General features: G+C 67.1%; 15 protein-coding genes. 11 read left to right on the plus strand and 4 right to left on the minus strand.

Annotation, left to right across the window (positions count from 1 at the left end; translation table 11 throughout):
• Nucleotides 1-414 precede the first annotated feature (414 nt).
• Both NA12_RS00125 and NA12_RS00130 read left to right on the plus strand, forming a co-directional pair.
• Entirely contained in the window at nucleotides 415-1,149 is a 735-nt protein-coding gene (locus NA12_RS00125) for an LmeA family phospholipid-binding protein (protein ID WP_067444360.1), read from the plus strand.
• A 102-nt stretch (nucleotides 1,150-1,251) separates the two neighbouring features.
• On the plus strand, nucleotides 1,252-2,541 hold the full coding sequence (locus NA12_RS00130; RefSeq protein WP_067444363.1) for a YhgE/Pip domain-containing protein: 1,290 nt from the start codon (nucleotides 1,252-1,254) through the stop codon (nucleotides 2,539-2,541).
• Nucleotides 2,542-2,592: 51 nt separating this feature from the next.
• On the opposite strand, the gene NA12_RS00135 is transcribed toward NA12_RS00130, so the two are convergent.
• Both NA12_RS00135 and NA12_RS34865 read right to left on the minus strand, forming a co-directional pair.
• Nucleotides 2,593-4,422, minus strand: coding sequence for an acyl-CoA dehydrogenase (locus NA12_RS00135; protein WP_067444366.1), 1,830 nt, complete (start codon nucleotides 4,420-4,422; stop codon nucleotides 2,593-2,595).
• Nucleotides 4,423-4,638: 216 nt separating this feature from the next.
• The gene (locus tag NA12_RS34865; RefSeq protein ID WP_067444369.1) at nucleotides 4,639-5,844 is read right to left on the minus strand and encodes a TetR/AcrR family transcriptional regulator; all 1,206 of its coding nucleotides are present in this window, start codon (nucleotides 5,842-5,844) and stop codon (nucleotides 4,639-4,641) included.
• Nucleotides 5,845-6,225: 381 nt separating this feature from the next.
• Here NA12_RS34865 and NA12_RS00145 point away from each other — a divergent pair, with 381 nt between their 5' ends.
• The 8 genes from NA12_RS00145 to NA12_RS00180 all read left to right on the plus strand — a co-directional run bounded on the left by NA12_RS00145 (nucleotide 6,226) and on the right by NA12_RS00180 (nucleotide 14,150).
• Nucleotides 6,226-6,906 carry a lysophospholipid acyltransferase family protein gene (locus NA12_RS00145; protein WP_243654849.1) on the plus strand — a complete coding sequence of 227 codons (681 nt, stop codon included), beginning with the start codon at nucleotides 6,226-6,228 and terminating at the stop codon, nucleotides 6,904-6,906.
• Nucleotides 6,907-7,014: 108 nt separating this feature from the next.
• Nucleotides 7,015-7,875 carry an alpha/beta fold hydrolase gene (locus NA12_RS00150; protein WP_132369917.1) on the plus strand — a complete coding sequence of 287 codons (861 nt, stop codon included), beginning with the start codon at nucleotides 7,015-7,017 and terminating at the stop codon, nucleotides 7,873-7,875.
• On the plus strand, nucleotides 7,872-8,894 hold the full coding sequence (locus NA12_RS00155) for a VOC family protein (protein ID WP_067444378.1): 1,023 nt from the start codon (nucleotides 7,872-7,874) through the stop codon (nucleotides 8,892-8,894). Before NA12_RS00150 ends, NA12_RS00155 begins: the two co-directional genes overlap by 4 nt.
• Nucleotides 8,891-10,645, plus strand: a complete 1,755-nt coding sequence (gene mhpA / locus NA12_RS00160; protein WP_067444382.1) for a bifunctional 3-(3-hydroxy-phenyl)propionate/3-hydroxycinnamic acid hydroxylase MhpA — start codon at nucleotides 8,891-8,893, stop codon at nucleotides 10,643-10,645. The genes NA12_RS00155 and mhpA overlap by 4 nt, the downstream gene beginning before the upstream one ends.
• Nucleotides 10,642-11,460 (plus strand): 2-keto-4-pentenoate hydratase, encoded by an 819-nt coding sequence (locus NA12_RS00165; RefSeq protein ID WP_067444385.1) that lies wholly within the window; start codon nucleotides 10,642-10,644, stop codon nucleotides 11,458-11,460. The genes mhpA and NA12_RS00165 overlap by 4 nt, the downstream gene beginning before the upstream one ends.
• Nucleotides 11,457-12,401 carry an acetaldehyde dehydrogenase (acetylating) gene (locus NA12_RS00170; protein WP_067444389.1) on the plus strand — a complete coding sequence of 315 codons (945 nt, stop codon included), beginning with the start codon at nucleotides 11,457-11,459 and terminating at the stop codon, nucleotides 12,399-12,401. Before NA12_RS00165 ends, NA12_RS00170 begins: the two co-directional genes overlap by 4 nt.
• Entirely contained in the window at nucleotides 12,398-13,408 is a 1,011-nt protein-coding gene (dmpG, locus tag NA12_RS00175; RefSeq protein ID WP_067444392.1) for a 4-hydroxy-2-oxovalerate aldolase, read from the plus strand. Before NA12_RS00170 ends, dmpG begins: the two co-directional genes overlap by 4 nt.
• Nucleotides 13,398-14,150, plus strand: coding sequence for a TetR/AcrR family transcriptional regulator (locus NA12_RS00180; RefSeq protein WP_084472239.1), 753 nt, complete (start codon nucleotides 13,398-13,400; stop codon nucleotides 14,148-14,150). The genes dmpG and NA12_RS00180 overlap by 11 nt, the downstream gene beginning before the upstream one ends.
• 107 nt (nucleotides 14,151-14,257) lie before the next feature.
• Here NA12_RS00180 and NA12_RS00185 read toward each other — a convergent pair whose 3' ends face one another.
• The gene (locus NA12_RS00185; RefSeq protein ID WP_067444395.1) at nucleotides 14,258-15,301 is read right to left on the minus strand and encodes an amidohydrolase family protein; all 1,044 of its coding nucleotides are present in this window, start codon (nucleotides 15,299-15,301) and stop codon (nucleotides 14,258-14,260) included.
• 128 nt (nucleotides 15,302-15,429) lie between these two features.
• Entirely contained in the window at nucleotides 15,430-16,518 is a 1,089-nt protein-coding gene (locus tag NA12_RS00190; RefSeq protein ID WP_067444398.1) for an MCE family protein, read from the minus strand.
• A 251-nt stretch (nucleotides 16,519-16,769) separates the two neighbouring features.
• Between NA12_RS00190 and NA12_RS00195 the strand changes: the two genes are divergently transcribed.
• On the plus strand, nucleotides 16,770-17,735 hold the full coding sequence (locus NA12_RS00195) for a hypothetical protein (RefSeq protein WP_067445178.1): 966 nt from the start codon (nucleotides 16,770-16,772) through the stop codon (nucleotides 17,733-17,735).
• The last annotated feature ends 9 nt before the right edge of the window (nucleotides 17,736-17,744 follow it).

Genomic DNA, 17,744 nt, shown 5'->3' on the forward strand with positions numbered 1-17,744 from the left:
GAGTCCGCCCGAACGGGGATGGGCTGCGGGGTGGGGAGTGCTCGATCGAGCTGATCGGGCGAAGCGATCCGCGAATCGCTGATGAAAGTATCAGATGCGATGCGATACGTGGCTGAACCGGTCTTCTTGCGCCGGAGTCGTTCCGCCGGAGGGTCTGGGCGGGGAGCGCGACCAGCATCATCGGCGGAAGCGCTCACTGCTGATGTAAACCGTCATAGATGATTATATGGTCAGTCAATTGCTGCCAGAGAATTCTCAGGCGATCCGCAGACCTCCGACAGGAAACGCGTGGGCGACGTCACGCGGCATGGGTTATTACGTCAGATATGATGATTTCATCATCATAACGTGAGTGCGGCAATCGTGCCCGAGATCATCTGCCCGGTCCGCCAGGGGGAATCCGGAGGAGAACGTATGAAGCTTCGAGGGCTGGATCCCGTCGACAACGGCAACGTGCCCGGTGGGAGTGTGCGGCGACGAATCGCGCGCGGCATCGCTCTCGGCCTGGTCGTCTCGCTCGTGCTGGTGACGATCGGGATCGTGTCGGTCGAGCTATATCTGCGGAACCGGATCGAGGGCTGCCTCGCGGCCGGCCTGCGAGACGACCTCGGCTCCCAGGTGGACGTGGATCTCGGTCCGCGACCCGTCGTGTTCAGTCTGATCGACCGGCGGATTCCCGAGCTGACCGTGGACGGCGACGACGCGCAGTTCGGTCCGGCGGTCGGGATGGCGGTCCATGCCACACTGCATCAGGTCTCGATGGCGCAGGGCGGGGCTTCGGCCGCCGTGGGCGGCTCCGAGGCGCGCGTCGACTGGAGCGCCGAGGCGATCCAGCGCACGCTGCACGGGCTGGCCGGGGAGGTGGGGATGTCCGCTGCCGATGGCACGGTCGATGTCACCGGGGTCATCGGCGTGGTGTCGGTGCGGCTGCGCCCCTACATCGAAGACGGGGTGATCCGCGTCGAAATCGTCTCTTCACGCGGGGTCCCGCCGCAGCTGGCGAACGAGATCGCCGACCTGCTCACGGAGAGCCTCCGTGACTATCCGCTGGGGCTTCGGCCGGAGTCTGTGGCCGTGGCCGACTCGGGAATCCGGGTCGAACTCCGTGGCGGCGCTACCGAGCTCCCGGCATCGGGCGACACGTGCTGATCTTTTCATCAGAAATTGCTTGACCTGCCAAGAGTTGGTGCTCGATGATCGATGTGGTGGGTTGCGACGAAGTTGCCGAGCTGGCGTTGAAGGAGTGGTTCCATGGCGATCACCGGTAGGAATCTTGCGAGGTGGCTGCGTCCCGGTGCTGTTGTCGCGGTGCTCGCGGCGCTGCTGGCGACCATGTATCTGGGATACATCGTCGACCCGGAGAAGAACATGCACGACTTCCCGATCGGACTGGTCAACCTCGATGTCGGCGACACTGTCGGAGGTGAGCAGGTCAATGTCGGCGATCAGATCGCGGCCTCGATGGTTCAGCAGATCCCCGCCGACAAGGTCGCGCTGCGCGAGATGGGCCTGCCGGAGCTGCATCGGGCCATGCTCAACGGCGAGATCTACGGGGCGATCGTCATCCCGAGTGACTTCACCAAGCGTGTGTCGATCCTGGGCGCGGCCGGTGTCGTGCCCGGCGATGTCGATTGGCCCGTCATCACGGTCGAATCGAATCCGGCGGCGGGTGCCTACGCCACGCAGATCATGCTGCGCATCACCACTCAGGCGACGGACGCGGCGAACAAAGCGGTAGGCGCGCAACTGCTCGACCGGGTGCAGAACCAGCTCCAGCCGACATCGGGCGCACCCGCTACCCAGCTCTCCGGCGTGAGCCGACTCGCCCTGGCCGAGCCCGTCTCGGTGCTGGTCGTGCCGTTCCGTGAGCTTCCCGACGGCGCCGGTGGGGGACTGTCGGCGTTCTTCTACACACTGCTGTTGCTGCTGGCCGGGTTCACCGGCGCGATGATCATCCACGCGATGGTGGACTCGGCACTGGGCTTCGCGCCGACCGAATACGGGCCCTGGTACGTCCACTACCCGGCGACTCCGATCTCGCGCGTGCGGACGCTGCTGCTCAAATGGGGCATTCTGGTGGTCGTCGCGCCAGTGGTCTCCGGGATCTACCTGGCCGTCGCGACGCTGCTGGGGATGTCGATCGAGCGTGCTCCGATGCTGTTCCTCTACGGGGTGCTCGCGATCGTGGCGGTCGGGATCACCGCGCTGTCCATCCTGGCGATCTTCGGTGCGGCCGGGATGCTCGTGAATCTCATCGTGTTCATCGTCCTCGGTCTGCCCTCCGCGGGCGGAACCGTGCCGATCGAGGCGACGCCGCAGGCCATGGCGTGGCTGTCGACCTTCGAACCGATGCACCAGATCTTCATCGCGGTGCGGGCGATCCTCTACTACGACGCCCGGGCGAGTTCGGGCCTGGCACACGGTGTGTGGATGGCCCTGCTCGGCCTGCTGATCGGACTGGTCATCGGCCTGGCCGCGACGATCTTCTACGACCGGAAGGGGCTGGAACGCCGGGCTGTCCCGGCGGCCGGAAAGCAGTGAGTTCTGCGCGGACCGGCGCCGACCAGGGCATGGTGGGCGCCGGTCCCGCGATCAGAAGGCGGCCTCGTCGAGATCCATGATGGCGGGGTCGATATCCGCGATCACGGCACGGTCGGCACCGAGCCGGGGCAGCACGGTTCGGAGGAAGAAGGACGCCACCGCGATCTTGCCCGCGTAGAAGTCACGGTCCGATCCGGCGGACGGGAGTGCGGCCGAAGCGATTTCCGCGGCTACCAGCAGTCGCCACCCGATCAGCAGATCGCCGACCGCCAGCAGGAAACGGACCGATTCGAGCCCGACCTTGTACAGCTCCCGACTGTCGTTCGCGGCCGCGAGCAGGTGCTGGGTCAGGGTGGCGGTCATGGCCTGCACGTCGTCGAGCGCGGTCAGCAGAATCGCGCGTTCGACCTTGAACTCGGGGGTGCCGGATTCGGGCTGGGTGGTCGCCCGGACCTGGTCGGCGATATGGGCCAGGGCCACGCCGCGGTCGCGGGCGATCTTGCGGAAGAAGAAGTCCTGCGCCTGGATGGCGGTGGTGCCCTCGTAGAGGGAGTCGATCTTGGCGTCGCGGATGTACTGCTCGATCGGGTAGTCCTGCAGGAAGCCGGAGCCGCCGAAGGTCTGCAGCGAATCGGTCAGGTACTGGTAGGCGCGCTCGGAGCCGACACCTTTGACGATCGGCAGCAGCAGATCGTTGACCCGCGCGGCCAGCTCGGCGTCCGCGCCCGAGACATGCTGGGCGACTGCGGGATCCTGGTGGGCGGCGGTGTAGAGATAGATCGCGCGCAGGCCCTCCGCGTAGGCCTTCTGTATCATCAGCGAGCGCCGAACATCCGGGTGGTGGCTGATGGTCACCTTCGGTGCGGTCTTGTCGGCGATCTGGGTCAGGTCGGTGCCTTGGACGCGAGTCTTGGCGTATTCCAGCGCGTTCAGGTAACCGGTCGACAGGGTCGCGATGGCCTTGGTGCCGACCATCATGCGCGCTTCCTCGATGACCTGGAACATCTGCGCGATGCCGTTGTGCACCTCGCCGACGAGCCAGCCCTTCGCGGGCACGCCGTGGCCGCCGAAGGTGAGCTCGCAGGTGGCCGAGGCCTTGAGTCCCATCTTGTGCTCGACATTGGTGACGAACACACCATTGCGATCACCGAGTTCGCCTGTCTCGGAGTCGAAGTGGAACTTCGGCACCAGGAAAAGGCTCAACCCTTTGGTGCCCGGGCCCGCGCCCTCGGGGCGAGCCAGGACCTGGTGGATGATGTTGTCGGACAGATCGTCGGCATCGGCCGCGGTGATGAACCTCTTGACGCCCTCGATATGCCAGGAGCCGTCTTCCTGCTGGACCGCCTTGGTGCGGCCCGCGCCGACGTCGGAGCCCGCGTCGGGCTCCGTCAGGACCATGGTCGCGCCCCAGCTCTTCTCGACGGCGATCCGCGCCCAGCGGCGCTGGTCCTCGGTGCCGATGCGGTCGACGATATCGGACATACCGGGCCCGGTCAGGTACATGTACGCCGCCGGCTGGGCGCCCAGAATGAGCTCGCTGATCGCCCAGGCGAGCATTCGAGGCGCCGGAATACCGCCGATGGCCTCGGATTTCGCGATGCGCCACCATTCGCCGTCCTGCCACGCCCGTACCGAGCGCTTGAACCCGTCCGGTAGCCGCACGGTGTGGGTCGCGGGATCGAATCGAGGTGGGTTGCGGTCGGCGTCGGCGAACGACGCGGCGGCCGGACCCTCGGCGATCCGCGCTGCTTCGACCAGCATCGTGCGCACGGTGTCGCCGTCGAGGTCGCTGAACGCGCCGCTGCCCAGCACGTCCGTCAGGCCGAAGACCTCGAGCAGATTGAACTCGAGGTCTCGGACATTGCTCTTGTAGTGGCCCACGGCCGAGTCCCTTCGACAGGCCGGTCGAGACGACCGGGAGTGAGGTGGAATGCGCGGATCAGATACGCGCCGTGGGCCATTGTGGGTGCGCGCCGAAGCGCTACGCAACCGTAAGTTATTTGCGACTAAGCAAGTTCAATCTGAGGGCCGTTGGTACCAGATCATGAGAACGTGTTTTCGCGCACTAAGTTGACAACTGCTAAGTGGACGAACGAGTCAGTCGTGGAGCGCGATCCGGTCACCGATGGCGATCAACGCGCCCGAGAGATTCCGGTGGCCGAGGGCGCGCGGGTTACGCACGGCATCGATCACGACCGTGCCGATCGCCTGGATGAGGATCCGGGCCTCCAGGAGTGGCAGTTCGGCATGGGCCGTCTGCAACAGCCGGGCCCAGTTCAGGATGCCGTCGCGATGGATCCGGCGGTAGCGCGTGGCCTGCGGTTCCGGTAGATGTCCGACCTCGCTGACGGTGGTACCGAGCAGGTCCGGCTGCTGGAGCGCGAATCCCACGAACGATTCCATCAGCAGATGTACCGCCTCGCGGGCGTCCCGGCCCTCGGCCAGCGCGCGGGAGGTGTAGAGGCCGATCCACTGCTCGTTGCGCACGATGATCTCGTTGAGCAGATCGGCCTTGCTTGCGAAGTGGTGATACAGCGCGGGTCCGCTCACGCCGACGGCGGCGCCGATGTCTTCGATGCCGACCGCGGCATAGCCGCGCGTGTTGAACAGGCGCGCCGCCGCGCCGATGAGGCGCTCGGGCCGGGCGATTCGTTCGAACTCGGGGGACGGCGGTGGCGCCGCCGGACGCGACGGGCCGGGGGCGGTTCCGCCCGGAGGCAATTCGGTGGTGAGGAGTCGCACGATCGCGGCGTCGAGCACCGAGGTGAATGTCGTCGCAGGCAACTGCTGGCGGTGGTACGACGGGCTGACCGCCACCGAGAGAACGCACCAGCTCAGCAGCTCGACGTCATGGTCGGAGAGCTCTGGGCGTCGCGCGCGCACCGCCCGGCGCAGGTAGCCGGTCAATCGAACCGCCCGGATCAACACCGACGAGCGGTGCGTGGCGGTGAGGTTGCGGAATTCGAGCTGCCACAGCCTCGGCAGCCCACGCAGCTCGAGCGCGATGGCGACAAGTTCCTCGAAGACCTGATGCCCGCTCGCGTCCTGGGCCGCGGCAGCCTCCAGCCGGGACACCGTCGCGTCCATGCCGGACATCAGGCAGTGGCCGAGTAACTCCTGCTTGGTGCGGAAATGGCGGTACAACGCCGCCGAGGAGATCCCGACGGCGGTGGCGATCTCGGCCATCGACGTGCCGTGGTAGCCCGCGCGCGCGAAGGCGTCGGCGGCCGCGGTGAGGATGGTGGCGCGGCGGTCGCGTGGACGTCGGCGAATCGCGTGGCCGCCCGGGGTGCTGGTGCTCATCGTCTCCCAGTCTGGCGTACCGGGGCTGTGCCGTCGGGGTGCGGTCCTGGTCCGGCCCACTGCACGGCCTCGTCGTCCGATGGCGTGCGCGACCGGCCCCAGTGGGTGAACTCACAGGCACATGAATGAGTCGATCAAATATGATCAAAATATCAATGTTGCGATCATTGATGGGAGTGCCGTCCGGTGTTCGTGTCACAGCGCGGCGACAAGCGCGGGAAGTGAGAAGTAGTGCCTGACAGTGGTGTTCAGCCGCTTCACGATGAGCCGTTCGACGACGCGCCGCAGGGTGGGAATGGGGTCGAATCCGGGCGGGCACCGGCTGCCGTGAGAATTCTGCTCGGGGCGTTCCGGTGGTATCACCGCCACGAAGTAGGGGGCGTGCTCGAACCGGCACCGGGGCCGTCGTTGTTCGTGGCCAACCACGGCTTCGGCGGTGTCTTCGATCTGAATGTCCTGGCCGCGCGATCGGCCTACGTCCGCATCGGGGATCCGCGACGGGCGGTCGTCCTGACCCATCACATGGCCTGGGCGATGGGGCTCGGCCCGTTGCTCGCCAAGATGGGGGCCGAGCCCGCGACCGGTGAGAACGCCCTGGCGGCCCTCGCGCGCGGTGAGCATGTCCTCGTGTTTCCCGGGGGTGATGTCGACGCGTTCAAGTCGTGGGGCGAGCGCAACCGGATCATCTTCGACGGGCGGACCGGCTTCGCGCGGCTGGCGATCCAGGCGGGGGTGCCGATCGTTCCGGTGGTCACCTCGGGGGCGGGAGAGTCGCTGATCTGCCTGTCCGATGGTCGTGCGCTGGCGCGATTGCTTCGCCTCGACAAGGCGCTGCGGCTCAAGCGGCTCCCGATCACGCTGTCGTTGCCGTGGGGGCTCACCGTCGGAATCGCGGGGTTGTTCCCCTACATCCCGCTGCCGACCAAGGTTCGGACCACGGTGCTGCCTGCGATGGGGCCGGAGGGTGGGGAGTCGCCGGGGGAGTTTGCCGACCGGGTGCGTCGGGTGATGCAGGACGAGATGGATCGCCAGACCGCGAACCGTGTCCTGCTGCTCGGATGAGAATCGGTCAAACCACCAGTTCTGAGTATTTCATCAGAAACACTTGACGTGGAATCAATCGAAGGTGATGATATTATCAACTTCACTGGGAGGTACATCGTGACAAGCATCGACAAGGGAGTCGACACCGGGCGCACGGTCCAGGTCGGCAACCGCGAGATCTACTTCAGCGAGTTCGGATCAGGACCCGCGGTCGTGCTGTTGCACGGCGGCGGCCCCGGCGCGACCGGGCTGTCGAACTACTCGCGCAATATCGAGGCGCTGGCGCAGCACTTCCGGGTGCTCGTGCTCGACATGCCGGGCTACGGACGGTCGTCGAAGTACGTCGACCAGTCCGATCCCTTCGGCGACCTGGCGCGTGTGCTCGGCGAGTTCCTCGACGCCTTGCAGATCGACTCGGCGCACCTGATCGGCAACTCCTACGGCGGGGCGGCGGCGCTGCGGTTGGCGATGGACCGTCCCGACAAGGTCGGCCGCCTGATCCTGATGGGCCCCGGCGGCGTCGGTTCCACGCGTGCCCTGCCGACCAAGGGTCTGCAGGAGCTCCTCGCGTACTACCCCGGCAGTGGCCCGAGCCGCGAGAAGATCATCCGCTTCATCCGTGAGTTCCTGGTGTACGACGGTGCGACGGTGCCGGACGAAGTGATCGAGGAGCGCTACCGGGCCAGCATCGACCCCGAGGTCGTCGCCAACCCGCCGCTGCGCCGGCCCTCGGGCCTGTTCGCTTTGCGCACGCTCTGGCGGATGGACTTCACCCGGGATTCGCGCCTGAGCGAGGTGGCGCACCCCACGCTGGTGGTGTGGGGTGAGGACGACAAGGTCAACCGGCCGTCCGGGGGCAGGATGCTCGCCGAGACCATGCCCAACTGCGACCTCTACCTGGTCGCGCGCACCGGGCACTGGGCGCAGTGGGAGCGGGCCGAACTGTTCAACACCCTCGCGATCGCGTACCTGAAGGCCGAGCGATGAGCGGCCTCGTACCCGGCGACGGGTCGGTCTTCGGGGCGGTGCACCTGGGCTACATCGTTGTGGAGTCGGCGCGGCTGGGCGAGTGGCGTCGCTTCGGCGCCGACGCGATCGGCATGCACGCCGACGACGTCGACAGCTCCACGCTGCGGTTCCGCCTCGATGAGCACGCGTGCCGTTTCCTGGTGGAGCAGGGTCCGCAGGAGGACGTGACGGCCGTCGGCTGGCAGGTCGACGATCACGAAACCTTCGACCGGATCATCGCGCGGGTGTCCGATCGTGGCGTGCCGATCGCCGAAGGCAGTGCCGAGGACGCGGCCCGCCGTGGCGTGGAGCGTCTGTGGCGGTTCGCCGGCCCCAAGGGGATCCGGCAGGAGATCTTCACCGTCCCGGTGACCACGCCCGAGCCGCTGCGCATGCTCAGCTCCGGGTGGGTGACCGGCGAAGCCGGCATGGGACATGTCGCGATCGTGTCGAGGGAGCCGGAATCACTGCGGGGCTACTACGAGACGGTCTTCGACTCCCGGCTCAGCGACTACATCGACGAGAACGTCTCCGGTCTCAAGCTCAAGATCCGGTTCCTGCGGGTCAACGAGCGGCACCACTCGATCGCGATCGCCAACATCCGCGGAGTAAAGATCGATCCGATCCGAACCCGGGTGCAGCACATCAACATTCAGTCCGGCTCGCTCGACGACGTGCTGGCCGCCTATGGGCGGGTCACCGATCTCGGCTTCCGGATGGCCTGGTCGGTCGGCCAGCACACCAATGATCGGGAGCTGTCCTTCTACTGCGTCACCCCGTCCGGATTCGAACTCGAGGTCGGCTGGAATCCGATCGTGTTCGGTCCGGAACGCGAATCGACGTGGGAGCCGACCACCTACCAGGGCATCAGTATCTGGGGTCACACGCCGGTCGGCGAGACCGTGCTGGACAAGTTCACGCAGTTCCGGCAAGTCGTTCGGACCCTGCGGACCCCCGAGATCACTGTCCCCCAACTCACCGGAGGCATGGCGCGATGACATCGTTCGACTACGACGTGGTAGTCGTCGGGCTGGGGCCCACCGGGCTGACCCTGGCGAACCTGCTCGGCCGGCGCGGCGTGCGGGTGCTGGTACTCGAGCGTGAGCCGGAGTTCTACGGCTTGGCGCGGGCGGTGTACACCGACGACGAAGGCATGCGGATCTTCCAGACCGCCGGTGTCGCCGACGAGGCCTCGGCGCAGATGAACCTCGACTGCACCGTGCAGTGGGTGCGCCGTGACGGCTCGGTGCTCGCCCAGTTCAACCAGGTCTCGCGCCCGCTGGGCTGGCCGGTGGCCAACTTCCTGTACCAGCCCTACCTGGAGAACACGCTCGAGAACGCCCTCGAGCGCTACCCGCACGTGACGGTTCGCCGCGGCCGGGAGGTCCTCGGTTTCGATCAGGACGCCGACGGTGTGCTCGTGCGGCATGCCGAATGCCAGGGGACCGGGTACGGCAAACACGCCGCCGACACCGATGCGGCCACCTCGGAAGAGGTACGGGCGAAGTTCCTCGTCGGCTGCGATGGCGGCCGCAGCGTGGTCCGCACGCAACTGGGCATCGATATGACCGGTACGAGCTATCCCGAACGCTGGCTCGTGGTCGATCTGCTCGCCAACGATGGTGTCGACGCGTTCCGGCATCTGCCGTACTTCAACTTCGTCTGTGATCCCGAGCTGCCGACGGTGTCGTGTCCGCAGCCTGGTGGGCATCACCGTTTCGAGTTCATGCTCAACGATGAGCAGAGCAAAGAGGAGATGGAGGACCCCGACCAGGTCCGCAGTCTCATCGCCCACTACGTCGATCCCGACGAAGTGACGGTGCTGCGCAAACTGGTCTACACCTTCAACGCCGTGGTCGCCGACCAGTGGCGTCAGGGACGCGTCCTGCTCGCCGGCGACGCCGCGCACATGACGCCCCAATTCATCGGCCAGGGCATGAACGCCGGTGTCCGCGACGCCGACAACCTGTCCTGGAAGCTCGGCGCCATCATCGGGCACGGTGCGAGTCTCGATCTCCTCGACACCTACGAGACCGAGCGGCGGCCCCACGCCAAGGCGATGATCGATCTGTCGGTGCTGAACAAGAGCCTCGTCTCGATCGACAACAAGCTCGCCGCGGGTGCCCGCGATATCGCCCTGGCCACCGCGCTGAAGGTCCCCGGACTCAACACCTGGATCCGGGAGGCGAAGATGAAGCCGTCCCCGCGGTTCAAGCGCGGTGCCTACTTCGGGCTCCCGCGCAAGTGGACGCGCGGCGTCGAGGGCACGCTGGCACCGCAGCCGGAGATCCGCACCTTCGACGGCCGCCATGAGCACCTCGACGATGCGCTCGGCCTCGGCTTCGCCGTCGTCGGCTACGGTGTCGATCCGCGTGCGGGACTCAGTGTCGCCCAGCGCAATGCCCTGCAGATACTCGGCACGCAGTTCGTGACCGTGTACGCGACCGGTGGCCGTCCGCAGGGCGAGCGGGGCGACGCCCGGGTCGCCGCCACCGACTACGCCGACGTCGAGGATTACACCGGGGACATGGCCCGGTGGTTCGCCAAAGCCGGTGTCGCCCATGGCGGCACGGTCCTGCTCCGCCCGGACCGATACGTGTTCGGGATCAGCGCGAAATCCGACGCGCGCGAGCTGGTCACCGCACTGCTGGCCCGCCTCGCCGTCACGCCCGCGATGTTGACCGCGAACCACAGCCCCCTGCGCGTCGTGGCGTCCGCCGCGCCGAGCCCCCTGGAGGAAGCCCGATGACCACGACCACCAGCGAACTGCCCGCCGTCCTCGCCGCCGCCGAGCGACTGGCGACCGCGACGCAGCTGGGCGTGCCCGTGGCCGCGGTGCGTGACCTGATCGGCGCCGACGACGTGGACCTGGCCTACGCGGTGCAGAGGCTGGGCACTCGCCGACGGATCGACGAGGGCGCCCGCGTCGTCGGGCACAAGATCGGACTGACCTCCACGGCGGTGCAACGTCAGCTCGGTGTCGACCAGCCCGACTTCGGCGTGCTCTTGCACGACATGGACGCGGGCACGACGCCGCTGTCGCAGCGGCCGAGGCTGCTGCAGCCCAAGATCGAGGCCGAGCTGGCCTTCGTCCTCGGCGCCGACCTGACCGGTGACGACCTCGATCCCATCTCGGTGCGCGGCGCCATCGACTACGCCGCACCCGCACTCGAGATCGTGGACAGCCGAATCGCGGGCTGGGACATCACCTTCGGCGACACCGTGGCCGACAACGCCTCGAGCGGCTGGTTCGTGCTGGGCGAACAGCGGCTCTCCCTCGATGACTTCGAACCGCGCGAGATCACGATGGCCATGCGCATCGATGGTGAGATCGTCTCGCGCGGAAAAGGCGTGGACTGCCTCGGCGACCCACTGCTGGCGCTGGCCTGGCTCGCGCGCACCGCTCAGGCGCTGGGAGATCCGCTGCGCGCGGGCGAGATCGTGCTCTCCGGCGCGCTGGGGCCGATGGCGCCGCTGGTGCCCGGCGCGCGGGTCCACGCCGAACTGACTCAGCGTTCGGGGCCGCTCGGCACCGTCGACTTCACCCTGGAGGAACAGCGATGAGCCGCACCAAAGTCGCCGTCATCGGATCGGGCAATATCGGCACCGATCTGATGATCAAGGTCTTGCGCCTGTCCGAAACACTCGAGATGGCCGCCATGGTCGGCATCGACCCGGATTCCGACGGGCTCGCCCGCGCCGGTCGGTTGGGTGTGCAGATCACCTCCGATGGTGTCGAGGGTCTGATCGGGCTACCGGATTTCGATGACATCGAGATCGTTTTCGACGCCACCTCGGCGGGCGCCCACAAGGCCAACGCCGCCGCCCTCGCCCCCTTCGGCAAACGCCTGATCGATCTGACTCCCGCCGCGATCGGCCCGTTCGTCGTTCCGGCGGTGAACCTCGATCAGCACGTGGCGGCCGACAACGTCAACATGGTCACCTGCGGTGGTCAGGCGACGATTCCGGTGGTCGCGGCCATCGCTCGGGTCACCGCGGTGCCCTACGCCGAGATCGTCGCCTCGATCGCGTCGAAGTCCGCGGGCCCCGGCACCCGAGCCAATATCGACGAGTTCACCGAGACCACCTCGACCGCGATCGCCGCGGTGGGCGGCGCCCAGCGCGGACGCGCGATCATCGTGCTCAACCCCGCGGAACCGCCGCTGATCATGCGCGACACCGTGTTCGCGCTCATCGACACCGCCGACGCCGAGGTCCACGCGCGGATCAAGGAGTCGATCCTGGCCATGGTGGCCGACGTCGCCGCGTATGTGCCGGGCTACCGGTTGAAGCAGGGTGTGCAGATCACGCCCGTCGAAGCCGGAGCTCCGCTGCGCACCCTGGTCGGCGACGCTCCGGTCACCCACCAGGTCAGCGTGTTCCTCGAGGTCGAGGGTGCCGCGCACTACCTGCCGGCCTATGCCGGGAATCTCGACATCATGACCTCGGCCGCCGTGCGCGTCGCGGAGCGGATCGCGGCATCCACGAAGGAGAGTGTCCGATGAGCGCCGAAATCTTCCTGCAGGACGTCACTCTGCGCGATGGGATGCACGCACTGCGGCACCGCATCGATCCCGCCGGGGTGGCCCGGATCGCCGCCGCGCTCGATGCCGCGGGCGTGGACGCGATCGAGGTCGCCCACGGTGACGGGCTGCACGGCGGCAGCCTCAACTACGGGCCGGGCAGCCACACCGACTGGGAATGGCTCGAAGCCGCCGCGGGCGCGGTGCAGTTCGCCCGGCTGACGACCCTGCTGCTGCCCGGCATCGGCACCATCGAGGACCTGCGTCGCGCGTTCGATCTCGGCGTGCGCTCGGTCCGGGTGGCCACCCACTGCACCGAGGCGGACATCTCCGCCCAGCACATCGCCTGCGCGCGCGAACTCGGCATGGACGTGTCCGGTTTCTTGATGATGAGCCATATGAACAGTCCGGAGGGTTTGGCCGACCAGGCGAAACTCATGGAATCCTACGGCGCGCACTGCGTGTACGTCACCGATTCCGGCGGGCGCCTCACCATGGACGGTGTTCGTGAACGCGTGCGCGCCTACCGCGGCGTGCTCACGCCCGACACCGAAATCGGTATCCACGCCCACCAGAACCTCTCGCTGTCCGTGGCGAACAGTGTCGTCGCGGTGGAGGAGGGCGTGACCCGGGTGGACGCATCCCTGGCCGGACTGGGCGCCGGGGCGGGCAACACTCCGCTCGAAGCGTTCGTCGCCGTCGCCGACCTGACCGGCTGGGAACACGGCGCGAACCTCGATCAGCTGACCGATGCGGCCGACGACCTGGTCCGGCCGCTGATGGATCGGCCCGTCCAGGTCGACCGCGAAACGCTGACGCTCGGCTACGCGGGTGTCTACTCGAGCTTCCTGCGCCACGCGGAGAACGCCTCGGCCACCTACGGCGTGGACGTGCGCACGCTGCTCACCGTCGCCGGTCGGCGAGGGCTTGTCGGCGGACAGGAAGACATGATCGCCGATATCGCGCTCGACCTGGTCGGTGATCACTGAGACTTCCGGCTCGCGCGGACCGGAAGGTGACGCGGTCCCGGCCTTTGTCACAGGAGGCCGGGACCGCCGTCCCCACGAGTCGGAACACGGGTGTGCCACGACCGCTGCCGATGTCAGGCGGTACGGCGGCCAGACCATCGCGACGCGCAAGGCGCGGCGACGGCGTCAGTTCCTCGACGCGGCCACCCGCGTCTGCGCGGAGCGCGGCTGTTTCGGCTGTTCGCTCAGCGACATCTGTGCGTCGGCGTCGCTGTCGAAGCGGCAGTTCTACGAGGAATTCCACACTCTCGACGAGGTGCTCGTCGCGGCCTATGCCCGGATCCAGGACAGGGCGGCCGTCGCGGTGGCACGCGCGCTCGCGGACCAGACCGGACCCGTCGAACTGGTCGTCGCACTGCGCGCCGCCCTGATCGCCTATTTCGCCGCGATCGAGAGTGAGCCGCACGGCGCGAGGTTCGCCCTGCTCGAGGTGAGCGGCGTCGGCGAACTCGCACAGCAGCAGTGCCGGGCGCACGCCCACCGATGGGCGGGACACATCCGGAGTTTCCTGGCGGCGAGAGGTTCACGTCCGGCCGACGACACCGTCGGGCTGCTGACCGCGACGGTCAACGCTGTCGCGCGCGAAGGCCTGTCGTGCGTCCCCGAGCTGCCGCCGTCGAGCCTGATCGAGCTCCTGACGAGTATGGCGATGCTGGTGGTTACCCGAGGGGCTTCGGCAGATCACGAGGCAGTGGATTCGTAGGCAGCAATATCGCGGCGCGCGCGGGGAGCGAGGCCTCGTCGCGAACGAGGATCGATGTGCCCGAGTGCCGGGTAGTGGGTTCGGCTGTCATCGAACCTTTCTCCGGCCTACGCTCGTGGACCGATCGCCCGTGCGATGCCACGGAAGGCTTGCCGCCGAATCGTGCTCCGAACCCGGTTCAGCATCGGCGTCGACGGTGCGATGGCCGGGGCGGCACCGAAACGGGGGAACAGGGTGAGTGCGTTGACGCGCTCGACGGCACGGCGCTGGGCGTCGTCGAGACCCGCATAGGCGTCGAGGCCGCCGCCGAAGTAGAGCACCGCCGGATCGGGGGCGAACGGCCAGTCGCTGCCGTAGAGGACATGGCCCGGCCGGGCGAACGACAGCAGGCTCGGCAGCGCCGACGCGCTCGAGGACAGCGCGGTGTCGAAATAGAACCCGGCGAACTCGTCGATCAGGTCGGCGGGGCTCACTCCGGTTTCGCTGAAGATGGTGAGCGCCAGCCGGTGGGCCGCGTAGGGAACGAAGCCGCCACCGTGCGACAGGATGAACTTGATGTTCGGGTACCGACGTCGAATCCCGTTGCGCACCAACAGGTAGGCGGCCCGGGTGGTGTCGAGGAGGAAGTCCGCGGCGAAGGGCAGGATTCCGGGAACCGGCTCGCCGGGAAGATCCGCCGGGTGTACCAGAACGACCGCGCAACGGTCGTCGAGCGCGCGGAAGAGTTCGTCCTGGCCCTCGGCGCCGAGATAAACCCCGGCGGAGTTCCCGAGCAGCACCACTCCGTCGGCGCCGAGAGTATCGAGGGCTCGTTCGGCTTCCAGCCGGGACGCTCGCACGTCGGGCATGGGCAAGGTGGCCATGAATCCGAGCTGTCCCGGGTGGGCGGCCGAGATCTCGGATGAGTAGTCGTTGAGGGCCTGGGCGAGCGTCGTGGCCTCGGCGGGATCGGTGAGGAAGGTGGTTCCGGGTGTCGACACCGACAGAATCGCCGAGCCGATCCTCGCAGTCGTCATCAGGCTCAGAGCCGAGTCCGGCGACCAGTCCGGTAGATCCCGGCCACCCGGGGCGGTGATGCCGTGGCGGCGCAGCGCGTCGCGATAGACCGGCGGGATCATGTGCTGATGCACGTCGATTCGGTCCGCGTTCATCGGGTCCTTCCGTTCATGGTGGAGAGATCTGCGGCCACACCATCGGCACTAATGTGATGATAGTATCAGTTACGACGAAATGCTATCTATAGTGATGAAAATGTCAGAAGATTCGCGCTGGGTGCGGGCTACTTCGTCAGCCCCAGCAGGGCGGCCGTGAGTCCGTAGTCGGGACCGAAGTCCTGCATGTTGCCGGTGCGGCAGCCGTCCGCGCGCATCTGGATCCGCTCGCAGAAGACGCTGATGATCTCGCCCGATAGGGCGGTTCCGATCAGCACGTTCTGGCGGAAGTACCTTCCGTCTTTGTCCATCGTGCGGTCGATGTTCTCCATGAGCAGCGGAGTGAGGTCAACGATCTCGGTGAGCGCGCCGGAGTTCGCACGTAGTTGGTTGGTGACATTGGTCAAACCGGCGAGTGAGGCGGCGAGCTCGTCCTGGTGCCCGGCGAATGCGATGCTGGTGTTGGTCAGGAAGGCGTTGAGCTGGTCCAGTGTTGCCTGCAGGCCGGGCGCCTGCTCGGCTAGTAGCCCCGACATGGCGGTCATCCGGTCGTTGAAGTCGCGCACCGACTGGTCGTTGTCGGCCAGCATCGTCGTGAGCTCGTTGAGCTTGATGATGATGTTGGCGATGGCGTCCTTGTTGTCGACACCGACCTTCAAAGCACCCGAGAGCGCATCGAGGGTTTCGCGGATCTTCTGGCCGTTGCCGTTGAGCACCGGGTAGAGCGCCCGGCCTGAGAGCGGGCCGAGACCCTCCTGGCCGGGTTCGGGCTCGAGCGAGGCGGCGAACTGGTCGATGGTCTTGATCATCGTGTCCAGCTCGACCGGGGTCCTGGTCCGCGCGAGCGGCAGGTGATCGCCGGATTCGAGGGTGTCGCCGCCGGTGTAGGGCGGGGTGATCTCGATGTGGCGGTCGGTGACGATCGATGGTGAGATGATCGCCGCGATGGCGTCTTTCGGGATCTCGATGCCTGCGTCAACGGTCATGTGGACCTCGACGTAGGTGCCCTTGGGCACGATCTTGTCGACCTTGCCGACCGCGAGGCCGAGGACCATGATCTCGTTGCCCTCGTACATGCCCGCGATGTTCTCGAAATCCGCGGTGATCTTGGTGGGAGGCGTCGATGTCGGCAGGGCGGAGCAACCGCCGAGGGTGAGGGCGGCTGCTCCGCCCGCGACGCACAGCCAGCGGAACCCGGCCTTCTTTCTGCCCAGCATGAACGGGTCCCTTCGCGCTACGAGAAATGATTATGCGATCACAAATGATAGAAGCATCGACACGATCTGGTGATGAAATCATCAAATGCGCCCGGGGCGTCGGGCTCGGATCGGGATGACTCCCGCCACTCTAGGTGCGGCGTCGTTGCAGTTTATGGAAATGACCGTCAGTATTGATGAAAAAGTCATAAACTATCGACCGGTCGGCACGCTGCTCCATGCCCCGCACCGGCAGAAGGGACCGGGTCGAGATGTCGAACCTGCGGCGCGTAGTCGCCCTGCCCGCGGTCGGAGTCATGTGCTCCGCGTCGCTGCTGATCTCCGGGTGTGGAATCGGCGTGTCGGGTGGATCGCAGGACGGCAGTGGTAGATCCACGGTCGCGACATCGCCCCGGACGACGAGTCCCGTCGCGGCGGAGGTGGTCACCCCGGAAGACGCCGGTCATCGGTGGGCGGCCGCCGGTTCGGCCGTCCTGACCCCCGGGATCCAAGCGAACACGCACGGAGGCGGGCAGTGCACGACGAACTACGTGTTCGTCGACGACACCGACAGGGTCTACCTCAGCCAGTCCGCGCACTGCGCCGGAACGGGCGGATCCACCGAAACCGACGGATGTACGGCCACCAGTCAGCCGCTCGGCACCGCGGTCGATTTCACCCGCCGTGGCTCACTCCGGTCCGACGGCACCACCATCGGCACCGGCCGGCTGGCCTACAGCAGCTGGCTGACGATGCGCCAACTCGGCGAAGCGGACCCGAATGCCTGCGCGTACAACGACTTCGCGCTGATCGAGATCGACCCCGGCCTCGTCGATCAGGTCAATCCGAGCGTGCCGTACTGGGGCGGTCCCACCGGTCTCAACACCACCGGCACGCCCGAGGGCGAACACGTCTACAGCTATGGCAACTCGAGAATCCGGGGTGGCCTCCCCGGGCTGTCGCCGCAACGAGGTGAGAGCTTCGCCGATGACAGCTCACTCGGCGGGTGGACCCACGCCCTGAAATCGCCGACGCCCGGCATTCCGGGTGACAGCGGAAGCGCCTTCCTCGACGCCGAAGGACGAGCGGTGGGCACGCTCTCGACTTTGGGGCTCGGGTTGCCCATCATCAACAATGTCGGCGACGTCAGCCGCGAACTCGCTTATGCGCGAGCGCATTCCGGGATCTCCGGACTGCGCCTCGTGCTCGGAACCGAAGAGTTCGACCCGAACCGGTGACACCTGTCC

It is taken from the genome of Nocardia alba NBRC 108234 (genome assembly GCF_001612665.1).
Lineage (GTDB): Bacteria > Actinomycetota > Actinomycetes > Mycobacteriales > Mycobacteriaceae > Nocardia > Nocardia alba.